The organism is uncultured Dialister sp., from assembly GCF_937959425.1.
Classification (GTDB): domain Bacteria; phylum Bacillota; class Negativicutes; order Veillonellales; family Dialisteraceae; genus Dialister.
In genome coordinates this window covers 56169-76933 of record NZ_CALGPS010000224.1, presented here as the reverse complement: position 1 = coordinate 76933, position 20765 = coordinate 56169, and the positions used below count along the sequence as shown (strand labels likewise).

At 51.3% G+C, this 20765-nt stretch carries 19 protein-coding genes, 1 riboswitch and 1 other annotated feature; of the genes, 3 read left to right on the top strand and 16 right to left on the bottom strand.

Translation table 11 applies throughout. The annotated features are described in order from the left end of the window. The first annotated feature begins 116 nt into the window (after nucleotides 1-116). Nucleotides 117-860 (top strand): class I SAM-dependent methyltransferase, encoded by a 744-nt coding sequence (locus Q0482_RS09725; RefSeq protein WP_299145866.1) that lies wholly within the window; start codon nucleotides 117-119, stop codon nucleotides 858-860. A 707-nt stretch (nucleotides 861-1567) separates the two neighbouring features. Continuing rightward, entirely contained in the window at nucleotides 1568-2242 is a 675-nt protein-coding gene (locus tag Q0482_RS09720) for a TetR/AcrR family transcriptional regulator (RefSeq protein WP_299145864.1), read from the top strand. Between the two features lie 455 nt (nucleotides 2243-2697). On the opposite strand, the gene speE is transcribed toward Q0482_RS09720, so the two are convergent. The 12 genes from speE to Q0482_RS09660 form a co-directional block, all read right to left on the bottom strand. After that, complete coding sequence (gene speE / locus Q0482_RS09715) at nucleotides 2698-3555, bottom strand: polyamine aminopropyltransferase (RefSeq protein WP_299145862.1); 858 nt, start codon at nucleotides 3553-3555, stop codon at nucleotides 2698-2700. A 4-nt stretch (nucleotides 3556-3559) separates the two neighbouring features. Then, nucleotides 3560-4249 carry a DivIVA domain-containing protein gene (locus Q0482_RS09710; RefSeq protein ID WP_299145860.1) on the bottom strand — a complete coding sequence of 230 codons (690 nt, stop codon included), beginning with the start codon at nucleotides 4247-4249 and terminating at the stop codon, nucleotides 3560-3562. 182 nt (nucleotides 4250-4431) lie between these two features. Then, complete coding sequence (locus Q0482_RS09705; RefSeq protein WP_299145858.1) at nucleotides 4432-5223, bottom strand: YlmH/Sll1252 family protein; 792 nt, start codon at nucleotides 5221-5223, stop codon at nucleotides 4432-4434. A 57-nt stretch (nucleotides 5224-5280) separates the two neighbouring features. Continuing rightward, on the bottom strand, nucleotides 5281-6078 hold the full coding sequence (gene proC, locus Q0482_RS09700; protein ID WP_299145856.1) for a pyrroline-5-carboxylate reductase: 798 nt from the start codon (nucleotides 6076-6078) through the stop codon (nucleotides 5281-5283). Nucleotides 6079-6080: 2 nt separating this feature from the next. Continuing rightward, on the bottom strand, nucleotides 6081-6482 hold the full coding sequence (locus Q0482_RS09695) for a cell division protein SepF (protein ID WP_297026965.1): 402 nt from the start codon (nucleotides 6480-6482) through the stop codon (nucleotides 6081-6083). A 20-nt stretch (nucleotides 6483-6502) separates the two neighbouring features. Then, on the bottom strand, nucleotides 6503-7006 hold the full coding sequence (locus Q0482_RS09690; protein WP_291058025.1) for a cell division protein SepF: 504 nt from the start codon (nucleotides 7004-7006) through the stop codon (nucleotides 6503-6505). A 12-nt stretch (nucleotides 7007-7018) separates the two neighbouring features. Then, nucleotides 7019-7708: a YggS family pyridoxal phosphate-dependent enzyme gene (locus tag Q0482_RS09685; protein ID WP_299145853.1), complete on the bottom strand. Its 690-nt coding sequence runs from the start codon at nucleotides 7706-7708 to the stop codon at nucleotides 7019-7021. Nucleotides 7709-8472: 764 nt separating this feature from the next. Continuing rightward, nucleotides 8473-9468, bottom strand: a complete 996-nt coding sequence (locus Q0482_RS09680) for an ABC transporter substrate-binding protein (protein WP_296982059.1) — start codon at nucleotides 9466-9468, stop codon at nucleotides 8473-8475. Between the two features lie 30 nt (nucleotides 9469-9498). Further along, nucleotides 9499-10287: a transporter substrate-binding domain-containing protein gene (locus Q0482_RS09675; protein WP_299145851.1), complete on the bottom strand. Its 789-nt coding sequence runs from the start codon at nucleotides 10285-10287 to the stop codon at nucleotides 9499-9501. Nucleotides 10288-10394: 107 nt separating this feature from the next. Further along, nucleotides 10395-10605 (bottom strand) — a binding site (T-box leader). A gap of 100 nt (nucleotides 10606-10705) precedes the next feature. Then, nucleotides 10706-12076, bottom strand: a complete 1371-nt coding sequence (locus Q0482_RS09670) for a diguanylate cyclase (protein WP_299145849.1) — start codon at nucleotides 12074-12076, stop codon at nucleotides 10706-10708. A 132-nt stretch (nucleotides 12077-12208) separates the two neighbouring features. Next, a riboswitch (cyclic di-GMP riboswitch) is annotated at nucleotides 12209-12284 on the bottom strand. Between the two features lie 144 nt (nucleotides 12285-12428). Then, a complete protein-coding gene (locus tag Q0482_RS09665; protein WP_299145847.1) occupies nucleotides 12429-13886 on the bottom strand; it encodes an amino acid permease in 1458 nt (485 codons plus the stop codon). A gap of 218 nt (nucleotides 13887-14104) precedes the next feature. Continuing rightward, on the bottom strand, nucleotides 14105-14926 hold the full coding sequence (locus Q0482_RS09660) for a TetR family transcriptional regulator (RefSeq protein WP_299145845.1): 822 nt from the start codon (nucleotides 14924-14926) through the stop codon (nucleotides 14105-14107). A gap of 407 nt (nucleotides 14927-15333) precedes the next feature. Here Q0482_RS09660 and truA point away from each other — a divergent pair, with 407 nt between their 5' ends. Next, the gene (truA, locus tag Q0482_RS09655; RefSeq protein ID WP_299145843.1) at nucleotides 15334-16155 is read left to right on the top strand and encodes a tRNA pseudouridine(38-40) synthase TruA; all 822 of its coding nucleotides are present in this window, start codon (nucleotides 15334-15336) and stop codon (nucleotides 16153-16155) included. A gap of 410 nt (nucleotides 16156-16565) precedes the next feature. Here the strand turns inward: truA and Q0482_RS09650 are convergent, their stop codons facing one another. The 4 genes from Q0482_RS09650 to Q0482_RS09635 form a co-directional block, all read right to left on the bottom strand. Then, entirely contained in the window at nucleotides 16566-17735 is a 1170-nt protein-coding gene (locus Q0482_RS09650; RefSeq protein ID WP_299145841.1) for a hypothetical protein, read from the bottom strand. A gap of 339 nt (nucleotides 17736-18074) precedes the next feature. Further along, complete coding sequence (locus Q0482_RS09645) at nucleotides 18075-18878, bottom strand: energy-coupling factor transporter transmembrane component T (RefSeq protein ID WP_299145839.1); 804 nt, start codon at nucleotides 18876-18878, stop codon at nucleotides 18075-18077. Beyond that, complete coding sequence (locus Q0482_RS09640; RefSeq protein WP_299145837.1) at nucleotides 18872-19738, bottom strand: energy-coupling factor transporter ATPase; 867 nt, start codon at nucleotides 19736-19738, stop codon at nucleotides 18872-18874. The genes Q0482_RS09645 and Q0482_RS09640 overlap by 7 nt, the downstream gene beginning before the upstream one ends. Then, nucleotides 19714-20595 carry an energy-coupling factor transporter ATPase gene (locus tag Q0482_RS09635; RefSeq protein WP_299145835.1) on the bottom strand — a complete coding sequence of 294 codons (882 nt, stop codon included), beginning with the start codon at nucleotides 20593-20595 and terminating at the stop codon, nucleotides 19714-19716. Before Q0482_RS09635 ends, Q0482_RS09640 begins: the two co-directional genes overlap by 25 nt. Nucleotides 20596-20765: the final 170 nt, after the last annotated feature.

Genomic DNA, 20765 nt, shown 5'->3' with positions numbered 1-20765 from the left:
CCCCCATTCCCCATTCTCCAGTCCCCAGTCTCCCAAAAATCTCCACCTTACCCCTTCTTCCTCTTTCAGCTATAATATATAAAGACATAAAATGCAAATGAATAAAGGAGGCTGTTATGATGAAACCATTGTTGAAAAGTCCATTTCATGCCGGTCCGAAGACGGAGGGGTACCTGCTTACTGCCATGAACCTTTGGAACACGCCCCTTTCTCTCTGGGGTCTGTCCCAGGTGTCCATTCCGGAAAATGCGGAAATTCTGGATATCGGCTGCGGCGGCGGGAAGAATCTCATGCGTCTTCTGGAGAAGGCGCCCAAAGGCCATGTGTCCGGCATTGACTCGTCCTTCCGGGCCGTGGACTTTGCCTACCGTTTCAATGAGAAGGCCATCCGGGAAGGGCGCTGCTCGGTATATGAGGGATCCGCCGATGTGCTTCCTTTTAATGAAAACAAATTTGATTTCATCCTGGCAGAGGAAACCTTTTATTTCTGGAAGGATCCTGCCGCCTGCCTGAAGGAGGTTCTCCGGGTATTAAAGCCCGGCGGCACTTTCCTCATCCTCCAGTCCAAGGGGGGCAGTCCCCTCCACCAGGTTTATGAAAAGCTCATCCCCGGCATGAAGGTATACAGCAAAAGCGAGCTGAAGGAGCTTCTGGAAGAAGCGGGACTCCGGGATGTAACCATCCATGGGAAACTGGGCGCCCTGGCTGTGGTGTCGGTAAAGCCGGTCACGGCACTGGATGCGGCAAAGCGGAAACTGAAGCTTTCTTCCATTCCCTATGGCCGGCTGACTGCCGCCGCTTTGAGTGCCGCCGCCCTGGGGCTGGCTGCCTATGGGGTTTCTCGTAAATACCGTTCTTGAACATGCCCCAAAGCTGCGGTCTTCCAAGGCCCATGCTTAATAAACAGGGAAGTATTTTTAATTCCCCATTGACTTTTTAGCATACTTGGATTTATAATTAAATGCGTTCTAAAGTTCAATTTTCTGGATTTTAGAACCGGAATGCTTATGCATTCCAAAGGTATTCTCTTCGGGCAGTTTCTGCCCCTATGGAAAGCGCAGGGTGCTTCGCCTCACCGGTGAATCTCTGTGTTTTCCCTCTGTCCGGGGAGGAAATGAAGGAGCGGGATTCCCCTAAGTCCCGCTCCTTTCCTCTATCCGAAAAAAGGCAGAATGGGAAAATATCTTTCTAAATTTAAGAAAAATGTGATTATGCATTCCCTATCAATATGAAAAAGTGTATACTGTTTCAGAGAATTTTTTAAAGAGGTATCTTTCCACACCTCCCATTCCTTTTCCGGCCGACATGACCAATCCTCTTTTTCTATTTTTTATTCTGATTGTAAATTCATCGGGTCAATTTTGAAATATTGCTTAGGGGCCGGTAAATACGTGGATTTCTTTTACCTATTCGCAAGGCATTCCATATTCCGTCAATCACGAAATCATTTTTCGTTTGACAATCGGGTGGAATGTCTTTTATAATAAATCAAGTCAGGGGCATTTAGGTATGCATGTACTATGTGTATACGCATTTTGTTTAGGGGAAAGGTGAGGTATATATTACTATGTCCGAAAAAAGGGCAGTCCACATGAAGGGTATCCGGAATCAGATTCTCAGGACCGCTGAAAAACTGTTTCTGACCCAGGGTTACAAAACTACTACAATCCGGCAGATTGTGCAGGATTCCGGAATTACATCCGGCAGTATCTACAATATTTTTGAAGACAAGGAGCACTTGTTTTCCGCTTTGGCCGATCAGTTTATGACTGACGCCAAAGCAAAGATTGACAAAGCACTGGAAGGTGAATCCGCAGACAGGCGTCTGGTCGGTCTTCTGGCCATGGAACTTTACTGTACAGAACAGAATCCCATTGTCCGTGAATTGGCCTGCGCTTTCCATACATCTCCCTTCCTTATGGAAACGGTGATTAAGCGTCATTCCGTACTGGCTGAAGAGGTCTGGATGAGCCGAAGACACCCCCGCAACTCCAGCCTTGATACAGCCATCCTGATTTCAGAAGGCATGATTTCTTCCTATCTCATTTCCTTTGATTTCTCTCAGAAAATGAACTATGATGAAATCCGCCGGAAAGTGATGATGCTGATTCTCAGAGCCATGGGTCTGGAAGCCAGGGAAAGCAGCCATCTCATCCAGTATATGGAAGAGAACAGAGCGCTTTGGCTGGATCTGGCAGACCAGGTACTGCATCATTCCGATGAAACCCCTGAAGAAAAATAAAATCCATCAAAAAAGCGTTGAAAACATGCGTTTTCAACGCTTTTTTATTTGTGTTCCAAGGATTTATAGACACGCCCTTCGGGCGTGAAGGGGCACGGCTTCGCCGCAGGTTGTGGCCTGCTGGCGCAGGCAGGTTGTGTAAAAGGGGTGTGTCTGAAAAGGTTCTTAGGATTGACCGGCTTCCAGCCGGAGGGTTCTCAGGTTTGACGGGCCTTTCAGGCCCGAGGGTTGTGGTGGCGGCTTCGCCGCAGTATAAAAAGGGGGCGCGCCTATCGGCGCAGGTTGTGTAGAAGGGTTGTGTAAAAGGCTGTGGGGAAAGGTGCCAGTGTTTCAAAGGGTTCAAAGGGGGGTGGATTGCCGCTTCGCGTCAATCCACCCCCCTTGGTGCCTGCGGCTCCATTGTCACACCAGCTCACCAGCCCACTATCTCACTAGTACACTAGTCCACCAGCCCACTAAAACGACTGCTCTCCCTTGTAGAGGAGTTCCTTAATAAAGTTAGGAAGGACGAAGCAGCTTTTCTGGATGTGGGTATTGTAGTATTTCATAGGCGTCGGCACATCTTTTCTTGGTTCCGCCGTAAGGGGGTCATAGACCTTGGATGCCAGCATGAAGGAGTGGAGGCAGGCGGGATAGATGGGCACGTGGGAGTAGTACATTCGTACAAGGGGGAAGACGTCATTCATGGCTTCGAATACGTCATGCACTGTTTTCTGCTGCACAATGGGGGATTCGGTCTGCTGCACGATGAGGCCGTCTTTCCGAAGGGCCGCATAGGCGCTTTTGTAGAAGTCTCTGGTGAAGAGGCCTTCTCCCGGTCCGATGGGGTCGGAGCAGTCGATGATGATGACGTCGTAGTAGTCTTTCACGCTTTTGGCAAAGGCGATGCCGTCGCCTACGTGAACGTGGAGCTTTTCCGGCGGATTCCTGAGTACCCTGGAAATGGTAGGAAAATATTCTTTGGAAAGTTCGATGACCCTGCCGTCGATATCGCAGAGGTCCACCTGGTTGACACATTCGTGACGGCACACTTCCCGGGCCACGCCGCCGTCGCCGCCGCCGATGATGAGCACCCGTTCCGGATGGGGATGGAGCATGAGGGGCACGTGGGAAATCATTTCATGGTAGGTCCATTCGTCCTTCACGGAGGTCTGGAACACGCCGTCCAAAATCAGGAGCCTGCCGTATTCCAGGGTATCGGCGATTTCGATATGCTGGAAAGGGGTCTGTTCCTCGTGTACCATTTTTGTAATCTTCAGGGTAAGGCCCAGGTTTTCATTGGCCCATTCGGTGACGTACTTTTTTTCTTCCATAGGCTTATTCCCTGTTTGCAGTGTCTTCTGCCGGTTCAGCCGCCGGTTCTTCGCCCTTGGCAGTGGCAGCAGCCTGGTCAAAAAGGTTGCCGCCGGCAGGGTTTTCTGCTGTTTCAGCAGCCGGTGCAGCTTCCTGCACTTCCGGAGCCGGTTCTTCCTTAGCTTCTTCCTTTGGTTCCTCTGCCTTCGGCGCTTCTGCAGCTGCCGGAGCGGGCTTGGCAGTGCCGTCTTCTACAGGCTGGGGAGCCTTGACGGCTTTGGCGGATTCGATAAGGGACAGGGCGGATTTGAAATTGGAAAGGAGTTTTTCGATATAAAGGTTCATGTCCCCTTCTGTTTTCAGAAGGTCTGCATTCATCTTGCGGCGGGCAGATTCCGCGTCAGCCACGATCTTGTGAGCCTCGTTCTGGGCTTCCCGGATAGAGAGTTCCGCTTCCTTGTGGGCGTTTTTCTTTACATTATCCGCCGTTTCCTGGGCCATGACCAGGGTATTGGACATGGTGGATTCCATTTTTTCATAGTTGCGGAGCTTCGTGCGGATGGTGTCCATTTCCTCTTCCATTTCACGATGTTCCCGATAAATCCGTTCATAGTCCTTGGCCAGCTCTTCCAGGAAGGTATTCACCTCGTCCTGTGCATAGCCGCGGATCTGGCGGGAAAATGTTTTATTATGTATATCCATTGGTGTAATCATGCTGTATGTCTCCTTTGGAAATTTGATGTACTTACATGGGAAAGGCAGTGCCGGCAGCACGTACAGGAAAACCTGGAAACTAGAAACCAGAAACTAGAAACTAGAAACTAGATACTAGATACTAGATACTAGCCACTAGCCACTAGCCACTAGCCACTAGCCACCAGCCACCAGCCGCTGTCTCATTTATACCTGTATATCAAAAGGCCTGTACGTCCTTTCCGGCTCATGCCTGTTTCTTCCTTGATTTCTATACGGCCTCTGCCCCGAATGCTGATAATGTCTCCTGCTTTCACGGTCTGGGAGGCACTTTTGGCAGGCTGCCAGTTCACTTCCGTTCTTTCATCTTCCACGGCCTGCACCATTTTGGAGCGGGAAATACCAAAGCCTGCAGCGCCTACGGCGTCCAGGCGAAGGGAGGCTACTGTGGCCCTCACTTCCTTGGCGGTCTGCTTGGGGGGCTCAATATCGGAGAGGGGGATTTCTTCCACCTTTACCGGCACCATGGCCACTTTTTTGAAGTTATCCATGAGCCAGTCCTTCATGGCGCTGTCCACCACTACCTGACAGCCGGCGCCCTGCATGAGGATATCTCCCAGCACCGCCCGGTCAATGCCAAGGCCCATGAGGGAACCCAGCACATCCCTGTGTCCGATGAGGCGATACCTGCCGTCCCAGGTGACGGAGAGGAGACTTTCACCGAAGTCCACAGGACCGTCATAATCTTCCCTGCAGAAGGCAATGCGTACCCTTTCCGCTTCATGATAGCCGCCGAAGGCGGAGGATTTCACTGTCTTCATGTGGGCCGCAATGGTCTGGCCGATCTGCCGCGCAAAGGGGGCCATAAAGGGGCCTACCGCAAAGGGACGCCCCCGGTCCACTGCGTCTGCCAGGTCCAGAAGGCGCATGGCCATGTCTTTGGACTCCTCGCCGGAAGCTGCAAAATAACGAAGTATCTTTTCTCTATCTTTCATTTCATCCTCTTCCCTGTGAGAAACAGGAGAGACAGAATCCTGTCTCTCCTGACTTTCTTATTTCCCTGCCATGGCGTCTGATTTTTCAAGACAGGCCTTGACGCCGTCCATGAGGGCGGCGCGGATGCCGTCCCTTTCCATGGCATGAATGCCGGCGATGGTGGTGCCGCCGGGGCTGGTGACCTGGTCACGGAGCTCCGCCGGATGCTTTCCTGTTTCCAGCACCATTTTCGCTGCGCCGTAAAGGGTCTGGGCGGCAGCTTCGATGGCCAGTTTTCTTGGCAGGCCGATAAGCACGCCTGCATCGGCCAGGGCATCGATGATGACAAAGGCATATCCCGGGCCGGCGCCGGACAGGGCGCCCAGCTCATCCAACTGCCGCTCTGTGACCACCGCTTCTTTTCCTAAAGCGGAAAAAATATCTTCCGCTTCCTTTACAAATTCCGGGGACGCTTTCTTTCCCGGTGCAATGGCAGCCATGCCTTCCCCTACGGAAGCAGGGGTATTGGGCATGACGCGGATGACCTCCGTCCCTTCCGGAAGGGCGCCTTCCAGGGAGGAGAGAGTCACCGCCGCTGCAATAGAAAGAACCCGGGATGGATGATACCGGGATATTTCCTGAAGCACTCCCGGCACCACATTGGGCTTTACCGCCAGAATCACCAGGTCCGCTTCCTTCGCTTCACTGCCGTCCACGGAAGGATGGACGCCATAGCGGGCAGCCTTTTCCCGGGATGCTTCTTCGGAATGCTCTTTCAAATATATTTCATCTTTTGACCACAGCCCTTTGGCCAGGCAGCCGGAGAGGATGGCCCCTCCCATGGCGCCGCAGCCGAAAATCAGGATTTTCTTCATTTCTACGGTCCTTTCCAGGTCGGAATGCCTGATACAAATGCCAGCCGGTCTTCATGAAGGTCCACCGTAGAGGGAACGCAGATGAGCACGTCATCATTCAGGAGCATCACATCTCCATGGGCCATATAGACGGCGCCGCTCATGAAATCCACAAAGCGGCTGGCCACTTCATCATCCACATTGTCATTCAATACAACCATCACCGTCATGCCCCTTGCCAGGGCATCCACTGCATGACGGGCATCTCCGTAGGATCCGGGAACGAGGATATCCACTTCCTGAGGGCGGATGCTCCTTGCGGGCAGCGCGCCTGCCGCGGGAACATCTTCTCCTTCTTCCCGTTCCGGTTCCTCATAGCTGTCTTCTTCAGGAGCTTCTTCAAACTGGTTTTTCAGCCAGTTCACTCCTTTGGACAGGAAAGACATCAGCCCTGTGGAGCCTCAGGTCCCTGAGGTGTCTGGGCGTTCCACTGGGGTGCTGCCGGTGCCTGCTGCTGATCCTGGTAGGCAGCGAAATTTTCACGGGATACGCTCATATTATTCGGCGCGCAGAGATAAATGTTTTCGGAAATCTGGTCGATTCTGCCGTCCAGTGCATACATGATACCCTGTACGAAATCTACAATCCGCTGTGCTTCGTCGGCGTCGGTTTTTTCCATGTTCATTACCACCGGGCGCATAGCCTTCAGATGGTCGCCGATTTTTTCAGCGTCCCCATAGCTCTTGGGGTTCACCACCACCATGGTATAGGGCTTGGCTGCCTGGCGGGGCTGGGCAGTTCTGCCGATGCCTCTGACCGGGCTTACTGCAGAGGGACGGGGTGGAACGGGAGCAGCCGGACCTGCCGGTACTTCCTCTTCCATTTCCTCTTCTCTTTCATCCTCATCCCTGTCAACAAACTGGTCCTTAAATTTATCAAGCAGACTCATTTTTTTCTCCTCTCAATGATAGTGTCTTTCGCCAAAAATGGCTGTGCCTATGCGCACCATATTGGCTCCTTCTTCAATGGCAATTTCAAAATCATGGGTCATTCCCATGGACAGGATGGAAATCTGTCCTTCGGGAAATTCCTTTTTCATATCTTCCCACATGCTGTGGGCCTTCCGGAATACGGGGCGGGTCTTTTCCACATCCTCATAGGCCGGTGCCATGCACATGAGCCCCTTCACCCGGATATGGGGAAGAAGGGATGCTTCTCTGCATACATCATCCAGACTGTCCGGCGCCATGCCGTGCTTCGATTCCTCTCCGGAAATATTGAATTCCAGAAGCACATCCTGCACCTTGCCGATTTCCCCGGCCCGGCGGTCGATTTCCCGAAGAATGTCCAGGGAATCGCCGGACTGGATCAAATCAGCCATGGCCACTGCCTTTTTTACCTTATTCTTTTGCAGATGGCCCTGCAGATTCCAGACCACCGGAAGCGTCAAGGCCTTGAACTTCTCTTCCATTTCCTGGACCCGGTTCTCCCCCACCTGGGTCACTCCCAGATGGATGGCCTCTTCCATATCCTCCAGAGGATGGAACTTCGTCACCGCCACCAGAGTCACTTTCTGCCCATAGGGAGACCGCTTTTCAGCCTTGTGAATCCGGTCCATTACATGGGCTAATCTTTCCTTGATTTCTGACATAGCCCCGCCTTCTTTACTCGTTTTTTCCGTACATCCACATGAGGATATACCTAAAGATTATTATATCACAGTTATTTCCGAGAAAAAACAGAAAATATGGATTTTATGGGCTTTATCCCCTGCTGAAACAGGAAATTTTCAGTCCTCTGCCCTGGATTTTCTATTCAAAAAAGGCAGTAAAGGAACGGTCATCCTTCGCTGCCTTTTATCATGGCGTCCTTGTGATTCCGAAAATTGAGCGGGCTGGTAAGCAAGTGGGTTAGTGAGCTGGTGAGCTAGTGGGTTAGTGGACTGGTGAGCTCCAGCCCATTGAGCCTTTTCCATTTCGGAGGGAGATTTCTCGACTCCTCTTCACTATCTCCACGAACCGCCTGCCTCATTCCTCCGCTGTCCTCCGCTCGAAATGACGGTGAGGCGGGGCAGCACCGGCGTCACCCCTGCCGGAATGACCGCAGGCCGCCTGCCTCTGCGTCATCTCGAGCGGGACTTAGGGCCGTTATGAATAATCCATGTTTTTCATTTCATTGACACTCTGAGTCGAGAGATCTCACGCCACAATACAGCCAATCCCATTCCAGGAGGAGATTCCTCCACTCCACTCCGCTGCGGTCGAAATGACAATGGGGCGGGCAGCACCGGCGTCACTCCTGCCGGAATGACGCTGAAACAACTGATGTCTGACGTCTGACCGTCTGACCGTCCCACTGTCTCACTGTCTCACTGTCTCACTATCTCACTATCTCTCTGTCTCCCCTTTACGCGGCTCAGACCATCTTTGCCTTTTTAGCGATTTCATCGGGAATCTTGATACCCAGGATTTCCGCATCCTTCTTATTGATGACAATGGTGTATTCCTTCTGGTGCTGGATGGCTGCCGTTTCCGGCTTGATCTTGCCGTCCAGGATGTCGGCAGCCATGTGGCCTGTCTGCACACCCAGCTTGTAGTAGTCTACGGACAGGGCTGCCAGGGCGCCGTCCTTGGCCATAATGTCCGCCCCTACGATGACGGGAATCTTATTGGCATCGGTGACTTTCATGAGGGTGGGGATGGAGGAGGCCAGGGTGTTGTCGGTGGGGACATAGATGAAATCCACCTTGCCTGCCAGAGATTCTGCCACCTGCTGGATATCATTCACGCTGTTTACGGTTCTTTCTTCTACAGCCAGGTTATTCTTTTTGCAGTAATCCTTCATCATGTTGGCCTGCACTTCACTGTTCACTTCACTGGAAGAGTAGATGAGGCCTACGGTCTTGGCATTGGGCACCAGAGCTCTGCCCAGGTCCATCTGGGCGTCGATGGAAGCCAGGTCGCTGACGCCGGTGACGTTGCCGCCGGGCTTTTCATCATTCTTCACCAGTTTGGCGGTGGTGTAGTCCGTAATGGCGGTGCCTACGATGGGAATATCCTTGATTTCATTGGCCACTGCCTGGGCTGCAGGGGTGGCGATGGCACAGATGAGCTTCGGCTTTTCCGATTTGAAGCGGGATGCGATGGTCTTCAGGTTGGACTGGTCGCCCTGGGCGTTCTGCTGGTCAAAGGTCACCTTGTCCTCGCCGTAGCCTCTTTCCTTCAGTCCGTCCACAAAACCTTTATTGGCCTCATCCAGGGAGCCATGCTGCACGATCTGCACCACACCGATAATGGGCTTGCCGGAAGCCGAGCCGGCGCCTCCTTTAGGCTGGCTTCCGCCGCATCCTCCATATACCAGGGCTGCTGCCGCCAGAACTGCTGCCATACTCATTTTCATCCATGTCTTCATTTCTATTTCCTCCCAAATTCCTATACTGCTTTATTTAATATATGTATCTTCCAGTGCGTCCATGGTACCGTTCGTTTCCATTTCCGCCAGGAAGAAATTGACATAGTTCAGGAAATCCTGGTCTCCCTTGGCCATGAGGGCGCCGAAGCGGCTTCTGGTAAAGGGCTTGTCCACCAATGGAGCTGCCAGCTTCTTGTCCATCCGTACATACCGCCTTGCCTCCATGGTTTCCGTAATCATCACGTCCGCCTTGCCCTTGGCAATGAGTGAAGGGATTTCCGCATTCTTCTCATGAATGATGAGGGTAGCATGGGGCAGGCGGGATTTTGCAAATTTTTCATTCGTTCCGCCGGGATTCACCATGACCTTCACTTCCGGTCTGTCCAAATCCGAGAGAGACTTGTATTTCCCTTCCTCCCCCTTCCGGCAGAGAATGGTCTTGCCGAAGAGAAGGTAGCCATCCGACATGGCCAGGGTTCTTTCCCTATCGAAGGTTCTTGTAATGCCGCAGAGGGCCAGGTCGAATTTGCCGTCTGCCGTATCCTGGGAAAGGGTCTTCCAGGTGGTGGGCACATACTCCACCTTCACATGAAGGGAGTCTGCCAGCTTTTCCGCCAGTTCTGTATCAAAGCCTTCATACTTTCCATCAGCGTCCTTATAGGACATAGGCCTGTAATCGCCGGTGGTACCCACCCGGAGAGTCCCCCGGGCTGCAATATCCTCCAGGTGCGCCGCCCAAACGCTTCCTGCTCCTCCCAGAAGGAGCCCTGCCGCCAGTATGGCGGCTCCTGCTATCTTCATCATCTTCATATTTTCCATCCTTCCATCCTGAAATCAAAAAGTCCCCTGCTTATTTCTAAGCAAGGGACGACGGGACACATCGCGGTACCACCCTGTTTACCTGAATAAACACAAAAGGGTGATACCCAAGGGACGGATTATCCGTGGTACCACCCAAATTATCTTCATCAGATCGACTCTACGCCCTGTAACGGAGGCACACGTCGCAGCCTACTCCAAAGTTCAGCCGCGCAGTTCAGGAAAGAACTTCCCCATTCCTCCGCCGCCGGTTCCCACCAAATGCCGGCTCTCTGAAGGACTTCCGGAATGAGTACTTTTTTCCATCAGCACTTTTGTAATATGAGTTCATTGTAGCCAATGGACACGGTCTTGTCAAGGGGTTCCCCCATATAGTCCCCCGCCTGCGACCTCCACTGTCCTGCCAGTCACCAGCCCACTATTGCATATTTTCCGGTTGAAGTTCTCCTGTGAGGCAGTGGTAGTGTTTTCTTTTATCCTTATACATTTTCCGGTCTGCCTGGTTGAAGGCGGAGGAGAGGGCACTGCCGGTTTCGGCCCACTGGGCGCCGTAGGCTACGGACATGTCTTCCCTGGCGTTCATCATGTCGTAGAATTCCTGGAATTTCCTGTAAAAGGCGCATTCGGAAATGCCCGGCAGGAGGACTACGAATTCATCGCCGCCGGCGCGGTACACGTATTCATCACCCCAGAACTGCTGCATGGCCTTTGCGGCGCGATGAAGCAGCCTGTCCCCTGCCACGTGGCCTTCTTCATCGTTGGCTCTTTTCAGTCCATTCACATCGCCGAATACGATGCCCGCCGGATGATCCAGTTTTTCAAGCTCTTCCAGTTTTTCCATGAAACCGTTCCTGTTTCTTGCACCGGTGAGCATGTCCCTGTGGCTCAGGTAGTCCAGCCTTTTCAGGAGTTTCTGGTTTACCATGCGGGCGCCCAGGAAATAGGAAATGGTCTCCAGCACTTTCTGGGTGTTCACCGCATCGCTGATCTCATAGTTGTCGGCACCGATATATCCGATGAGATTTCCTCCGTCATAAATGGGAGAATCCATAATACTCTTTATACCCTGGCGTTTCAGGTTTTCATAGTCTACAGGGTCGTCTTTCCTGAGGACTTCAATATCTTCCAACACCAGGCTGGTATTGTCAACAAGAAATTTTTCCCATCCGCCGATATAGTCATCATAGTCCAGATTCTGGAGTGTTTGGATTTCCGGCGTTACCCCTTCCCTGCACCATTCAAAGGTGTTGCTTACCTTTTTTCCGTCGGTTTCCAGGATGTAAAGGCGGTCGGCATGGATAATGGTGCCCAGCTCCGCCAGCATATGGTTCACCGCTTTTTCATAACTTTCTCCGCCGTTCATGATTTTGGCAAGGCGGATGATGATGTCGTCGGTATTGCTGGACTGGCGGAGGTTCATCTTTTCCAAATGGTCCATGTCCACATTCATGAATATGAAAGCAGCCCTGCCTACGCCTGCCGGTTCCACTTCAAATTCCAGCCAGTGGCCCACTTCCCTGCTGTACATGCGGCTTCGTACCTGTTTTCCCTTTGCCGCTTCGTAGCAGTAGTCAAACCATTTTTCATCGGCATTATCATAGACAGAGAGAAAAGAGTGTCCAACCAATTCCTCCTTCCGTCTCCCCACCATTTCGCAATAGGCCTTATTGACATATACATATATAGCATCCACCGCTTTTTGGTTTTCCTCGTCCACTACTACATCAAAAGCAGCATAGGCTACCGGCACATTCATATCCAGATCCGGTATAAACTTGTCATCTTCCATCAAAAACTTCCATTCTTTATTAAACATACTCATTCTTACTGCAAAAGGGCAAAATAAAGGCGCAGCATTCGCTGCGCCCTAAGGAAAGCACTGATTCTCCTACAGAATCGGCGCTTCATGAAATTGCTACTCCGGTGCAGCTGGCTGCCATGTTACAGGCCCTATAGTTTTGCGTCACAGGTTTTCACCTGCTTTGCCCAATGCCTATGAAATTAACTACGGTTCTATTATACACAATTTATATAACAAATATCAATATACATCGAATATTCTAATATTTAAAAATAAAGAAATGTTAAGCGGCAAAACCGCTGCATAAAAAAAACAGCCCCCAGAAAGGAGCTGTTTTCTTTTATTTCATTCTCACATCTGCAGGAGCAGCGGCAAAGCTTTCTGCCGTTTCCGGTTCTTCTTTGAAGCCGCCGGATTTCCGTTCATGCTTTCTCTTATTCTTTTCAATGAAATAGTAGCCGATGAGAAGGATGGCAAACCATACGGGAGTAACATAAAGGGCTACCCTTGTATCATCGCGGAAGGCGGAAGCCACAACCACACCTAAGAGGAAAAGCATGGTGAGATAGCCGGACCAAGGGGCAAAGGGCATTTTATAGGTAAGGAGTTTCTTTTCTTCCGGGGAAAGGGAAGCGCGGAACTTCTGCTGGGTACGGAGGATGACGAACCAGGTAAAGAGGGCGCCGAAGGAGCCTACGCTGGTGACATAAACAAATACCCTTGCCGGCATGATGTAATTCATGAGCACGGAGAAAAGAAGTACTGCTGCAGAGAAGATGATACCTACCCAGGGCAGACGGTGGCGGTTCAGGCGCTGGAAGCAGGAGGGTGCATTCCCTTGGAGAGACAGGTTGTAAAGCATGCGGCCGGAACTGAAAATGCCGCTGTTGCAGGAGGACAGCACAGCTGTAATGACTACGATATTAATAATGTCTGCAGCGCCGGCAATACCCAGCTTCTCGAAGGTAATAACGAAGGGGCTGCCCAGATGGCCGATTTCATCCCAGGGATAAATAGCCATGATCACGCCCAGGGACAGTACATAGAAAATCAGGATACGCCAGAACACTTCATCAATGGCCTTCTTAATGGTGGACCGGGGATCATGGGCTTCGCCGGCGGTGACGCCGATGATTTCAATGCCCAGGTAGGAGTACATCACCATGACCAGAGCCATGAGGGTGCCGCCGATGCCATTGGGGAAGAAACCGCCGTGGGTCCACAGGTTTGTAATCCCCACAGGCTCCCAGCCGTTGCCGATACCGAAAAGAATCATGCCTGCACCGCCGATAATCATGAAGATGATGGTGCAGATTTTAATCAATGCAAACCAGAATTCAAACTCCCCGTAGGCGGAGACAGCAATGAAATTGACCACCGTCATAAGAAGGAGCGCGCAGAGAGCCGATACCCACTGGGGCAGGTCGGGGTACCAGAAATTCATGTATATCCCCACCGCCGTAAGCTCCGCCATGCAGGTAACCATCCACATGTACCAGTACGTCCAGCCGGTAAGGTAGCCCCACTTCGGCCCCAGAAAACGGGCGGCGTGGGCACTGAAGGCGCCGGATACGGGGTAAGCCACGGAGAGCTCGCCCAGGGCCCGCATAATGAAATAAATGGCGATGCCGCCAATGATGTAGGTGAGGAGCACCGAAGGGCCTGCCAGCTCGATGGCCGTGGCGGACCCAAGGAACAGGCCTACGCCGATGGCCCCGCCAAGGCCGATCAGCTGGATGTGCCGGTTCTTCAGTCCTCTCTCTAGGTTCTCATGCATTTCCTGATTTTTTTCTGCCATATAAAACTCCCAAATCTGACAAAAAATCCGGGCCTGTGCCCTTTCATGGGGAAGGTCCGGAGAAAAGAACTACTTTGTTTATTTTATACGCAGATACCCTCTACATCAAGATAGAAATTCGCTATTTCTATACTTTTTCAGCCATACGGGATAAATTTAATTCCTTTAGGTATATATTTTCTATCTATATATTATCATTCGTCCATTTCCCGGCAGAATCATTGATTTTGTTTATGAAAAATTCCAACATCGGGAAAGCCGGGCTTTTCCCTGATACCGTTCATGAGCACATCGAAGGCCTGGTTCATATAGGAGGCTTCTGAAATCTCCTCCTTCACGGCGAACCGTTTCTTGATTTCACTCATGAGATAATAGTAGGCCACCATGCCCGCCCAGGAAATACAGACCTCCGTGGGCTTCAGATTGCTTCGGAAGGTGCCCTCCTCCATGCCCTCCGTCAGCGCCGCCCGAAGCACCACCAGCACCATGGCAAACCTTTCCTTCCCGATGGACGCAAACACATCGGTGGGATGAATCATTTCCCAGGAAAAAATGCGGAGGATGTAGGGATGTTCCTTCATGAGGCGGAAAAAGAAACGGGAGTAAAGCTCCATGATTTCCATAGGCGTCCTCGTGCCGTCCGCCGCCATTTCCACAAAGTCCACCAGAAGGGCGCTCCCCCGCTCCAGGATGGCAGCATAGAGCTCCTTCTTTCCGCCGAAATAGTAGGAAATGGCGGCGCTGTTCACCCCCGCCTCTTTTCCTATGTCCCGGATGGACACGTCGGAATAGCCCTTCAGCGCAAAAAGCCGGATAGCCGCATTTTCAATCTGCTCCTTCTTATCCGGCGCCTTCTCCTTTTCCTCATCCGGGAAAAGGCAGTGGTACAAATCCTCCTTCGTACCGAAATAATAGGAAATGGAAGATACACTCACCCCGGCCTGGCGGCTGATGTCCCGAAGAGAGGTGTCATGATACCCCTTCTCTCTGAAAAGACGGCGCGCCGCCTTCTCAATCTGTTCCTTCTTCCCTGCTCCCATTGTTTATGCCCCCTGAAATCCAACCATATACCGGTTATTTTCTCTATTATATATGATTTTTCCTCCGATTGGAACAGCGGGATAGAATGATTGAACCGTTCAGCAGCTTGTGTTCAATAGTGTAAAGTATGCAAAGAGTTCAGAGTGGAAAGATTTGCAGAACTTTACCCAGTAGGAAGTGTACCGCGCCCCCTTCCTCTGTCAGAATACTGAGCGTTAGCGAAGGATCTCGGTACAGGTCGATAGTATCTCATTTGTCAATCAATACCGGTCGGCAGGAAGGGGCTTCAAATGTTCAAAATTCTCCCTTCATCCTCTATGGGCAGACATCTTTCTTTTCCCTTCCATTCCCTTTATAATAGAAAAAATGTAAAGAAGCACATCAAACACTTCCCAAGGAGTAAAATATGAGAAATATCTGGATTACCCTTTCCTATGAAGGGACAAACTATGCCGGATTCCAGCGGCAGGAAAACAGGATGACCGTGCAGGAAATGGTGGAAAATGCGCTGCAGGAATTGACCGGCGTGAAAACCACCCTGTACTTCGTAGCCAGAACCGATGCAGGGGTTCATGCCTACGGCCAGGAATGCACTTTTTACACCGAATCCTCCATTCCGGGTGACCGATTTATTTTTGCTCTGAACCGCATGCTTCCCCGGGACATCAGAGTCACTCAAAGCCGAGAAATGGAAGAAAACTTTTCCGTGCGCCGGCGGAATTTCGGAAAGACTTACTGCTATCTTCTTTCGGAAGAACGGGAAACCTCCCCTTTCCTGGTGCGCTATCTATGGCGCACAGGAAAGAAACTGGACATTCAAAGAATGAATGAAATAGCAGGTCTCCTCACGGGAAAGCATGATTTTACCTCTTTCAGGGGCAATAACTCCGTTCCCTCCGATCCGGTAAGAAACCTGTACGATATTACCATCAAAAAAGACGGTCCCCTTTACCGCATCTATGTAACCGGCGAAGGATTCCTGTATCACATGGTCAGAAATATTGCCGGTGCCCTGGTGGATGCAGGCACCGGAGACATGACAAAGGAAAGGCTTCTTTCCATACTTGCATCCAGAGACAGAAGGCAGCTTGGCATGACCGCCCCTGCCGAAGGGCTCTGCCTGCTGAAGGTCTATTTCCAGCCCATTACAAAGGAAGGGATAGAGGAAACCATGAACCTTCCCCTGTATCCCTGGTGCATGGGGCAGCCTGAGTCTTCCCAATCATGAATTCTCCGCAATCCACCCCATTGTCGCGGGAGATTTCTCGACTCAGAGCCCCAATAGTGCAGGAAACATCCATCACCACATCAATATGGAGCTCCGCTGGAGATGACGAATCGGCAGGCAGCTTACGTCATACCTGCTTCAAAGACATAAGTATAATTGAAAAAGGGCCGTGAAGAAATCAATTTTTATTCTTCACAGCCCTTTTTCGTGGCCCCTGGGCAGGGAAGCACTGATTCCGGCCGGTTTATTAGGGAAGCACTGATTAATTCGCAGAATCGAATTTCATATGTATTTTTATCCAATGCTGCGTCATAAGTCTCCTTAAATAGCTGGCTATTCGCGTCGACTTATTCCTTGCATTGGATAAAAATACAAGAATGAAATCCGATAACGATTTAATCAGCGCTTCCCTAGAATCCTCCCTCTTCCAGTGCTTGAAGCATGGTCTTCTTTCCGGGATATTTCTGTTTCAATCTGTTTACCACTTCCATAGCCATCACTTTTCCCTTGGGAAAGGTAAGAACATGCTTCAGGCAGGAAACACACTCCTTCAGGGATGCCTCGGACCGAAAGCGGGGCATTTTTTCTTCCGCATAGGCACAGTAATAATCCCTGATTTCCCGGAGATATTTCTTTTTGAGCCGGGGTTCATATTCTATCATCAGGTCGGTGAGCTCGTGGTTTTTGATATAGGTAAAAAGATCGTCATACATATGCTCTTTCACCATCAGACGGCAGGCCTCATCTTCATCTGCCAAAGCCCCCACCATGTTCCTTATGTATTTTCTCCATTCGCCGGGACTGGCGTGTTCTTTATAAGCTGCAGCCTCACAGAGGAGTTTTCCATCATTTTCTTTCTCTTCCTTTGATTTCCGGGGCCTCCTTCTGCTCTTCTGTTTTTTCTCCGCTTCTTTCCTTTCTTTTTCTCCTTTTTCCTCTCCTGCCCGTAAACCATCCAGAAGGTCTTCAAGCACCGCATGAATCGCTTCCTCTTCCATCCTATCCTCGTCCCGGGATGCCCACAGCTCCGCGGAAAGATGCCTTGCTTCCTCCAGAAGCCGCTGCCTGTTTTCCCACCGGTTCTCGGAAGGCAGTAAACGGTGCATACAGGAATTATCGCTGTGCTGCTCTATAAACTCTGTCATTGTCTCCATGGGATAGTCCAGCATGCACATGAGCCTCACCGCTTCCAGCAGGTTTTCGGAATATTCAGGAGAATCCAAGTAATATCTTGGTTTGGATGTCCTGATTTTCCCAAGCACCCAGTCCAATACTCCGGGAAGAGTAGACCTGTCATCCATTTCCTCAACCAGCACCCGGTCAAAAACGGCAGCCAATGTAGAATCATGGTCCAGAAGCTTTCGCTGTGATAAAAACCAGCGATGCATCACCTCTTTTTCCTCCGGTCCCGCCTTTTGCAGAATCCCCTCCCAAAAATCAATCATTTTGTCCAAAATAAAGGCTTCCTGCTCCTGGCTGTCAAAAGAAACGAAATAGAGCGGGGAAATCAGCCCCCGAAAAATAGAAAAAGCTTCCAGGGGGCCGGACCTTTTCAGGAAAAACGGTACATGCTGACGCATAAAATCTGCGATGCGCTTTTCCAGTCTTTCGCCTTCCCTGCGATTGAGGGGACATCCGGGGTAACAGTCTTTGAAAGCCGTTTTCACAAACTGATTGTGTGAATCCACGGCAGCATCGGTATATTTGCCTACGGAAAAGTCAGTCCTGATTTTCTCCTGCAGGGCCGGATCCTACTCCGCCATTTCAAAAAGCAGTCCCCACATATCTTCCTTTGACATATTCCGAAGTACCATCTGCCAGGTGCCTTTTTCCCATCTGCTCATTGGTATGCCTCCATTTTTTAAAGATCATTTCTGTTATTATACAAAAACAGCGCAGCTTAAGCCACGCTGTTTCTTTTATTTGAAATAGATATAAAGTACCGCAAGGGCTGCCGTCACCAGCACCACTGCCAGGAAAGCATTTCTGTCTCTCCATGTATAGGCCAGCTGGTGCATTTTGGTGCGTCCTTCGCCTCCCCGGTAGCATCTGGCTTCCATGGCGGTAGCCAGGTCATCGGCCCGCCGGAAGGCGGAAATGAAGAGGGGCACCAGAAGGGGCACCATGTTCTTTGCCCGCTGCCAGAGATTGCCGTTTACAAAATCGGCGCCTCTGGAGGACTGGGCCTTCATGATACGGTCCGTTTCTTCCAGAAGGGTGGGAATGAAACGGAGTGCAATGGTCATCATCATGGCCAGCTCATGGGCCGGTACGCCGAACCGCTTGAAAGGCATGAGCAGCGCTTCAATGCCGTCGGTGAGCACAATAGGGCTGGTGGTATAGGTAAGAAGTGATGAAAAGGCGATGAGGAACACCAGACGAAGTGTCATGATAAGGCCGTTCACAATGCCTTCCTCACTGATATGGATGAATTTCCAGGTGAAAAGTTCATTCCCCGGCGTTGTGAGCACATGGATGCCCATGGTGAACACCAGGATAATCCACAGGGGCTTGATGGCCTTCCAGATAAGGGAAACCGGCACGCCGGACATGGCAATGGCAAGGAACGTAAAACCTGCCACCAGGATATAGGACCAGAGATTATTGGCCAGGAAAATGGCCACAATGAAAATCATGGTGCAGAGAATCTTCGCCCTGGGGTCCATGCGGTGCAGGAAGGAATCTCCCGGATAATACTGGCCAAGGGTAATATCTGTCAGCATGATGCGCCACCTCCCAGCATTCTGCTCATTCTATCCACCGCTTCTTCCACGGTCTTCGCATCCTCCGGTACCGGAATGCCCTTTCCCTTCAGATACAGCAGGGTCTGTGTCAGAGGCGGTGCATCGACGCCGCATTCCTGCAGTTCCTTGCGGTGATGAAGGAAAATATCCATAGGCTTTCCGTCCATCACCAGATGGCCCTTGTGCATCACCAGGAGGCGGGTGGCCAGCCGGGCAATGTCGTCCATGTTGTGGGACACCAGGATAACGGAGAAAACACCTTTTTTATACCAGCTCTGGATGCGGGAGAAAATTTCCCGCCGTCCGATGGGGTCAAGGCCCGCAGACGGTTCGTCCAGAATCAGGAAATCGGGATGCATGGCAATGACCCCGGCAATGGCCACGCGCCGCTGCTGGCCGCCGGAAAGGCGGAAAGGCGAACGGCCGCCGAAGGTGTCATAGTCAAGGCCCGCAAATTTCATGGCGCTCTTCACCCTTTTTTCCGTTTCCTCCTCATTGCAGCCCAGATTCTTCGGACCGAAGGCAATATCCTTGGCCACGGTCTCTTCAAAAAGCTGGTGCTCCGGGTACTGGAAAACCATGCCCACAGAATGGCGCTTCGCCACCGCTTCCTTCGTCTTAGCCGCCAAATCCACACCGTCGATGGTTACCTTTCCGGAAGTGGGATGGATGAGGCCGTTCAGGTGCTGGATGAGGGTGGATTTACCGCTGCCCGTATGGCCGATGATTCCGATAAATTCTCCCGGTTCGATGGTGAGATTGATATTCTCCAGCGCCACCTTTTCAAAGGGAGAACCCTTGCTGTACACACAGCTTACATTTTCGACACATATGGACATAATGCTTCTCCCAGCTCCTCATCTGTCAAACAATCCTCCGGCACCTTGAAGCCCTTCTTTCGAAGGCCATGGGCCAGATCCGCCGCCACCGGCACATCCAGTCCCAGAGCCGTCAGCTTCTCCGCCTGGGAGAAAACCTCCCGGGCTGTGCCTTCCATTTTCAGATGGCCCTTGTCAATCACCATCACATGGTCCGCGGTTACCGCCTCTTCCATGAAATGGGTAATGAGCACGATGGTAATGCCTTCCTTTTCATTCAGCTCATGCACCGTATCCATGACCTCCCTGCGGCCCTGGGGGTCAAGCATGGCAGTCGGTTCATCCAGCACGATGCAGTCGGGATGCATGGCCAGAATGCCTGCAATGGCAATACGCTGCTTCTGCCCGCCGGACAGCATGGCCGGAGAATGGGTACGATAGGCCGTCATGCCCACCTTCTCCAGAGCCACGTCCACCCGCTTCCTGATTTCATCAGGCGGAATCCCCAGATTTTCCGGGCCGAAGGCCACATCCTCCTCCACGATGGCAGCCACCAGCTGGTTATCCGGATTCTGGAACACCATGCCCACCTTCTGGCGGATATCCCAGATGTGTGAGAAATCGGAGGTCTTCATGCCCTCCACATAGATTTCCCCGTCCGTAGGAATGAGCAGGGCATTCAGGTGCCTGGCCAGGGTAGACTTACCGCTGCCGTTGGTACCGATGATGGCCGTAAAGGACCCCTTCCTGATGGAAGCGGTCACGTCGGAAAGAGCGTCAAACTTCTTTCCCTCCTCCGTTTCAAAGGTATGACTTAAATGACGGATGTCAAAAAGAATGTCCCCATTCTTCCCATCCTTCATACTTTCTTTCTCCATGTTTCCTCTTTTATATCAGAAATCAAATAAACAACGATACTTTATGATAGCAGACAAGTCCTTTCTCCGTCAATAAAAAGGACTGTCTTTTATATAATAATCAGCGGCAGTCCTTTTGTCAATTTATGTAGTTTTATCTGTTTACAATCGTGTGGGCAGGAAAAATTACT

Excerpts from the sequence above, each read along its gene's own strand:
- Q0482_RS09725 (WP_299145866.1), top strand. The coding sequence starts at position 117 with ATGATGAAACCATTGTTGAAAAGTCCATTTCATGCCGGTCCGAAGACG.
- Q0482_RS09720 (WP_299145864.1), top strand. The coding sequence starts at position 1,568 with ATGTCCGAAAAAAGGGCAGTCCACATGAAGGGTATCCGGAATCAGATT.
- speE (WP_299145862.1), bottom strand. The coding sequence starts at position 3,555 with ATGGAAGAAAAAAAGTACGTCACCGAATGGGCCAATGAAAACCTGGGC.
- Q0482_RS09710 (WP_299145860.1), bottom strand. The coding sequence starts at position 4,249 with ATGATTACACCAATGGATATACATAATAAAACATTTTCCCGCCAGATC.
- Q0482_RS09705 (WP_299145858.1), bottom strand. The coding sequence starts at position 5,223 with ATGAAAGATAGAGAAAAGATACTTCGTTATTTTGCAGCTTCCGGCGAG.
- proC (WP_299145856.1), bottom strand. The coding sequence starts at position 6,078 with ATGAAGAAAATCCTGATTTTCGGCTGCGGCGCCATGGGAGGGGCCATC.
- Q0482_RS09690 (WP_291058025.1), bottom strand. The coding sequence starts at position 7,006 with ATGAGTCTGCTTGATAAATTTAAGGACCAGTTTGTTGACAGGGATGAG.
- Q0482_RS09685 (WP_299145853.1), bottom strand. The coding sequence starts at position 7,708 with ATGTCAGAAATCAAGGAAAGATTAGCCCATGTAATGGACCGGATTCAC.
- Q0482_RS09680 (WP_296982059.1), bottom strand. The coding sequence starts at position 9,468 with ATGAAGACATGGATGAAAATGAGTATGGCAGCAGTTCTGGCGGCAGCA.
- Q0482_RS09675 (WP_299145851.1), bottom strand. The coding sequence starts at position 10,287 with ATGGAAAATATGAAGATGATGAAGATAGCAGGAGCCGCCATACTGGCG.
- Q0482_RS09670 (WP_299145849.1), bottom strand. The coding sequence starts at position 12,076 with ATGGAAGATGACAAGTTTATACCGGATCTGGATATGAATGTGCCGGTA.
- Q0482_RS09665 (WP_299145847.1), bottom strand. The coding sequence starts at position 13,886 with ATGGCAGAAAAAAATCAGGAAATGCATGAGAACCTAGAGAGAGGACTG.
- Q0482_RS09660 (WP_299145845.1), bottom strand. The coding sequence starts at position 14,926 with ATGGGAGCAGGGAAGAAGGAACAGATTGAGAAGGCGGCGCGCCGTCTT.
- truA (WP_299145843.1), top strand. The coding sequence starts at position 15,334 with ATGAGAAATATCTGGATTACCCTTTCCTATGAAGGGACAAACTATGCC.
- Q0482_RS09650 (WP_299145841.1), bottom strand. The coding sequence starts at position 17,735 with ATGCGTCAGCATGTACCGTTTTTCCTGAAAAGGTCCGGCCCCCTGGAA.
- Q0482_RS09645 (WP_299145839.1), bottom strand. The coding sequence starts at position 18,878 with ATGCTGACAGATATTACCCTTGGCCAGTATTATCCGGGAGATTCCTTC.
- Q0482_RS09640 (WP_299145837.1), bottom strand. The coding sequence starts at position 19,738 with ATGTCCATATGTGTCGAAAATGTAAGCTGTGTGTACAGCAAGGGTTCT.
- Q0482_RS09635 (WP_299145835.1), bottom strand. The coding sequence starts at position 20,595 with ATGGAGAAAGAAAGTATGAAGGATGGGAAGAATGGGGACATTCTTTTT.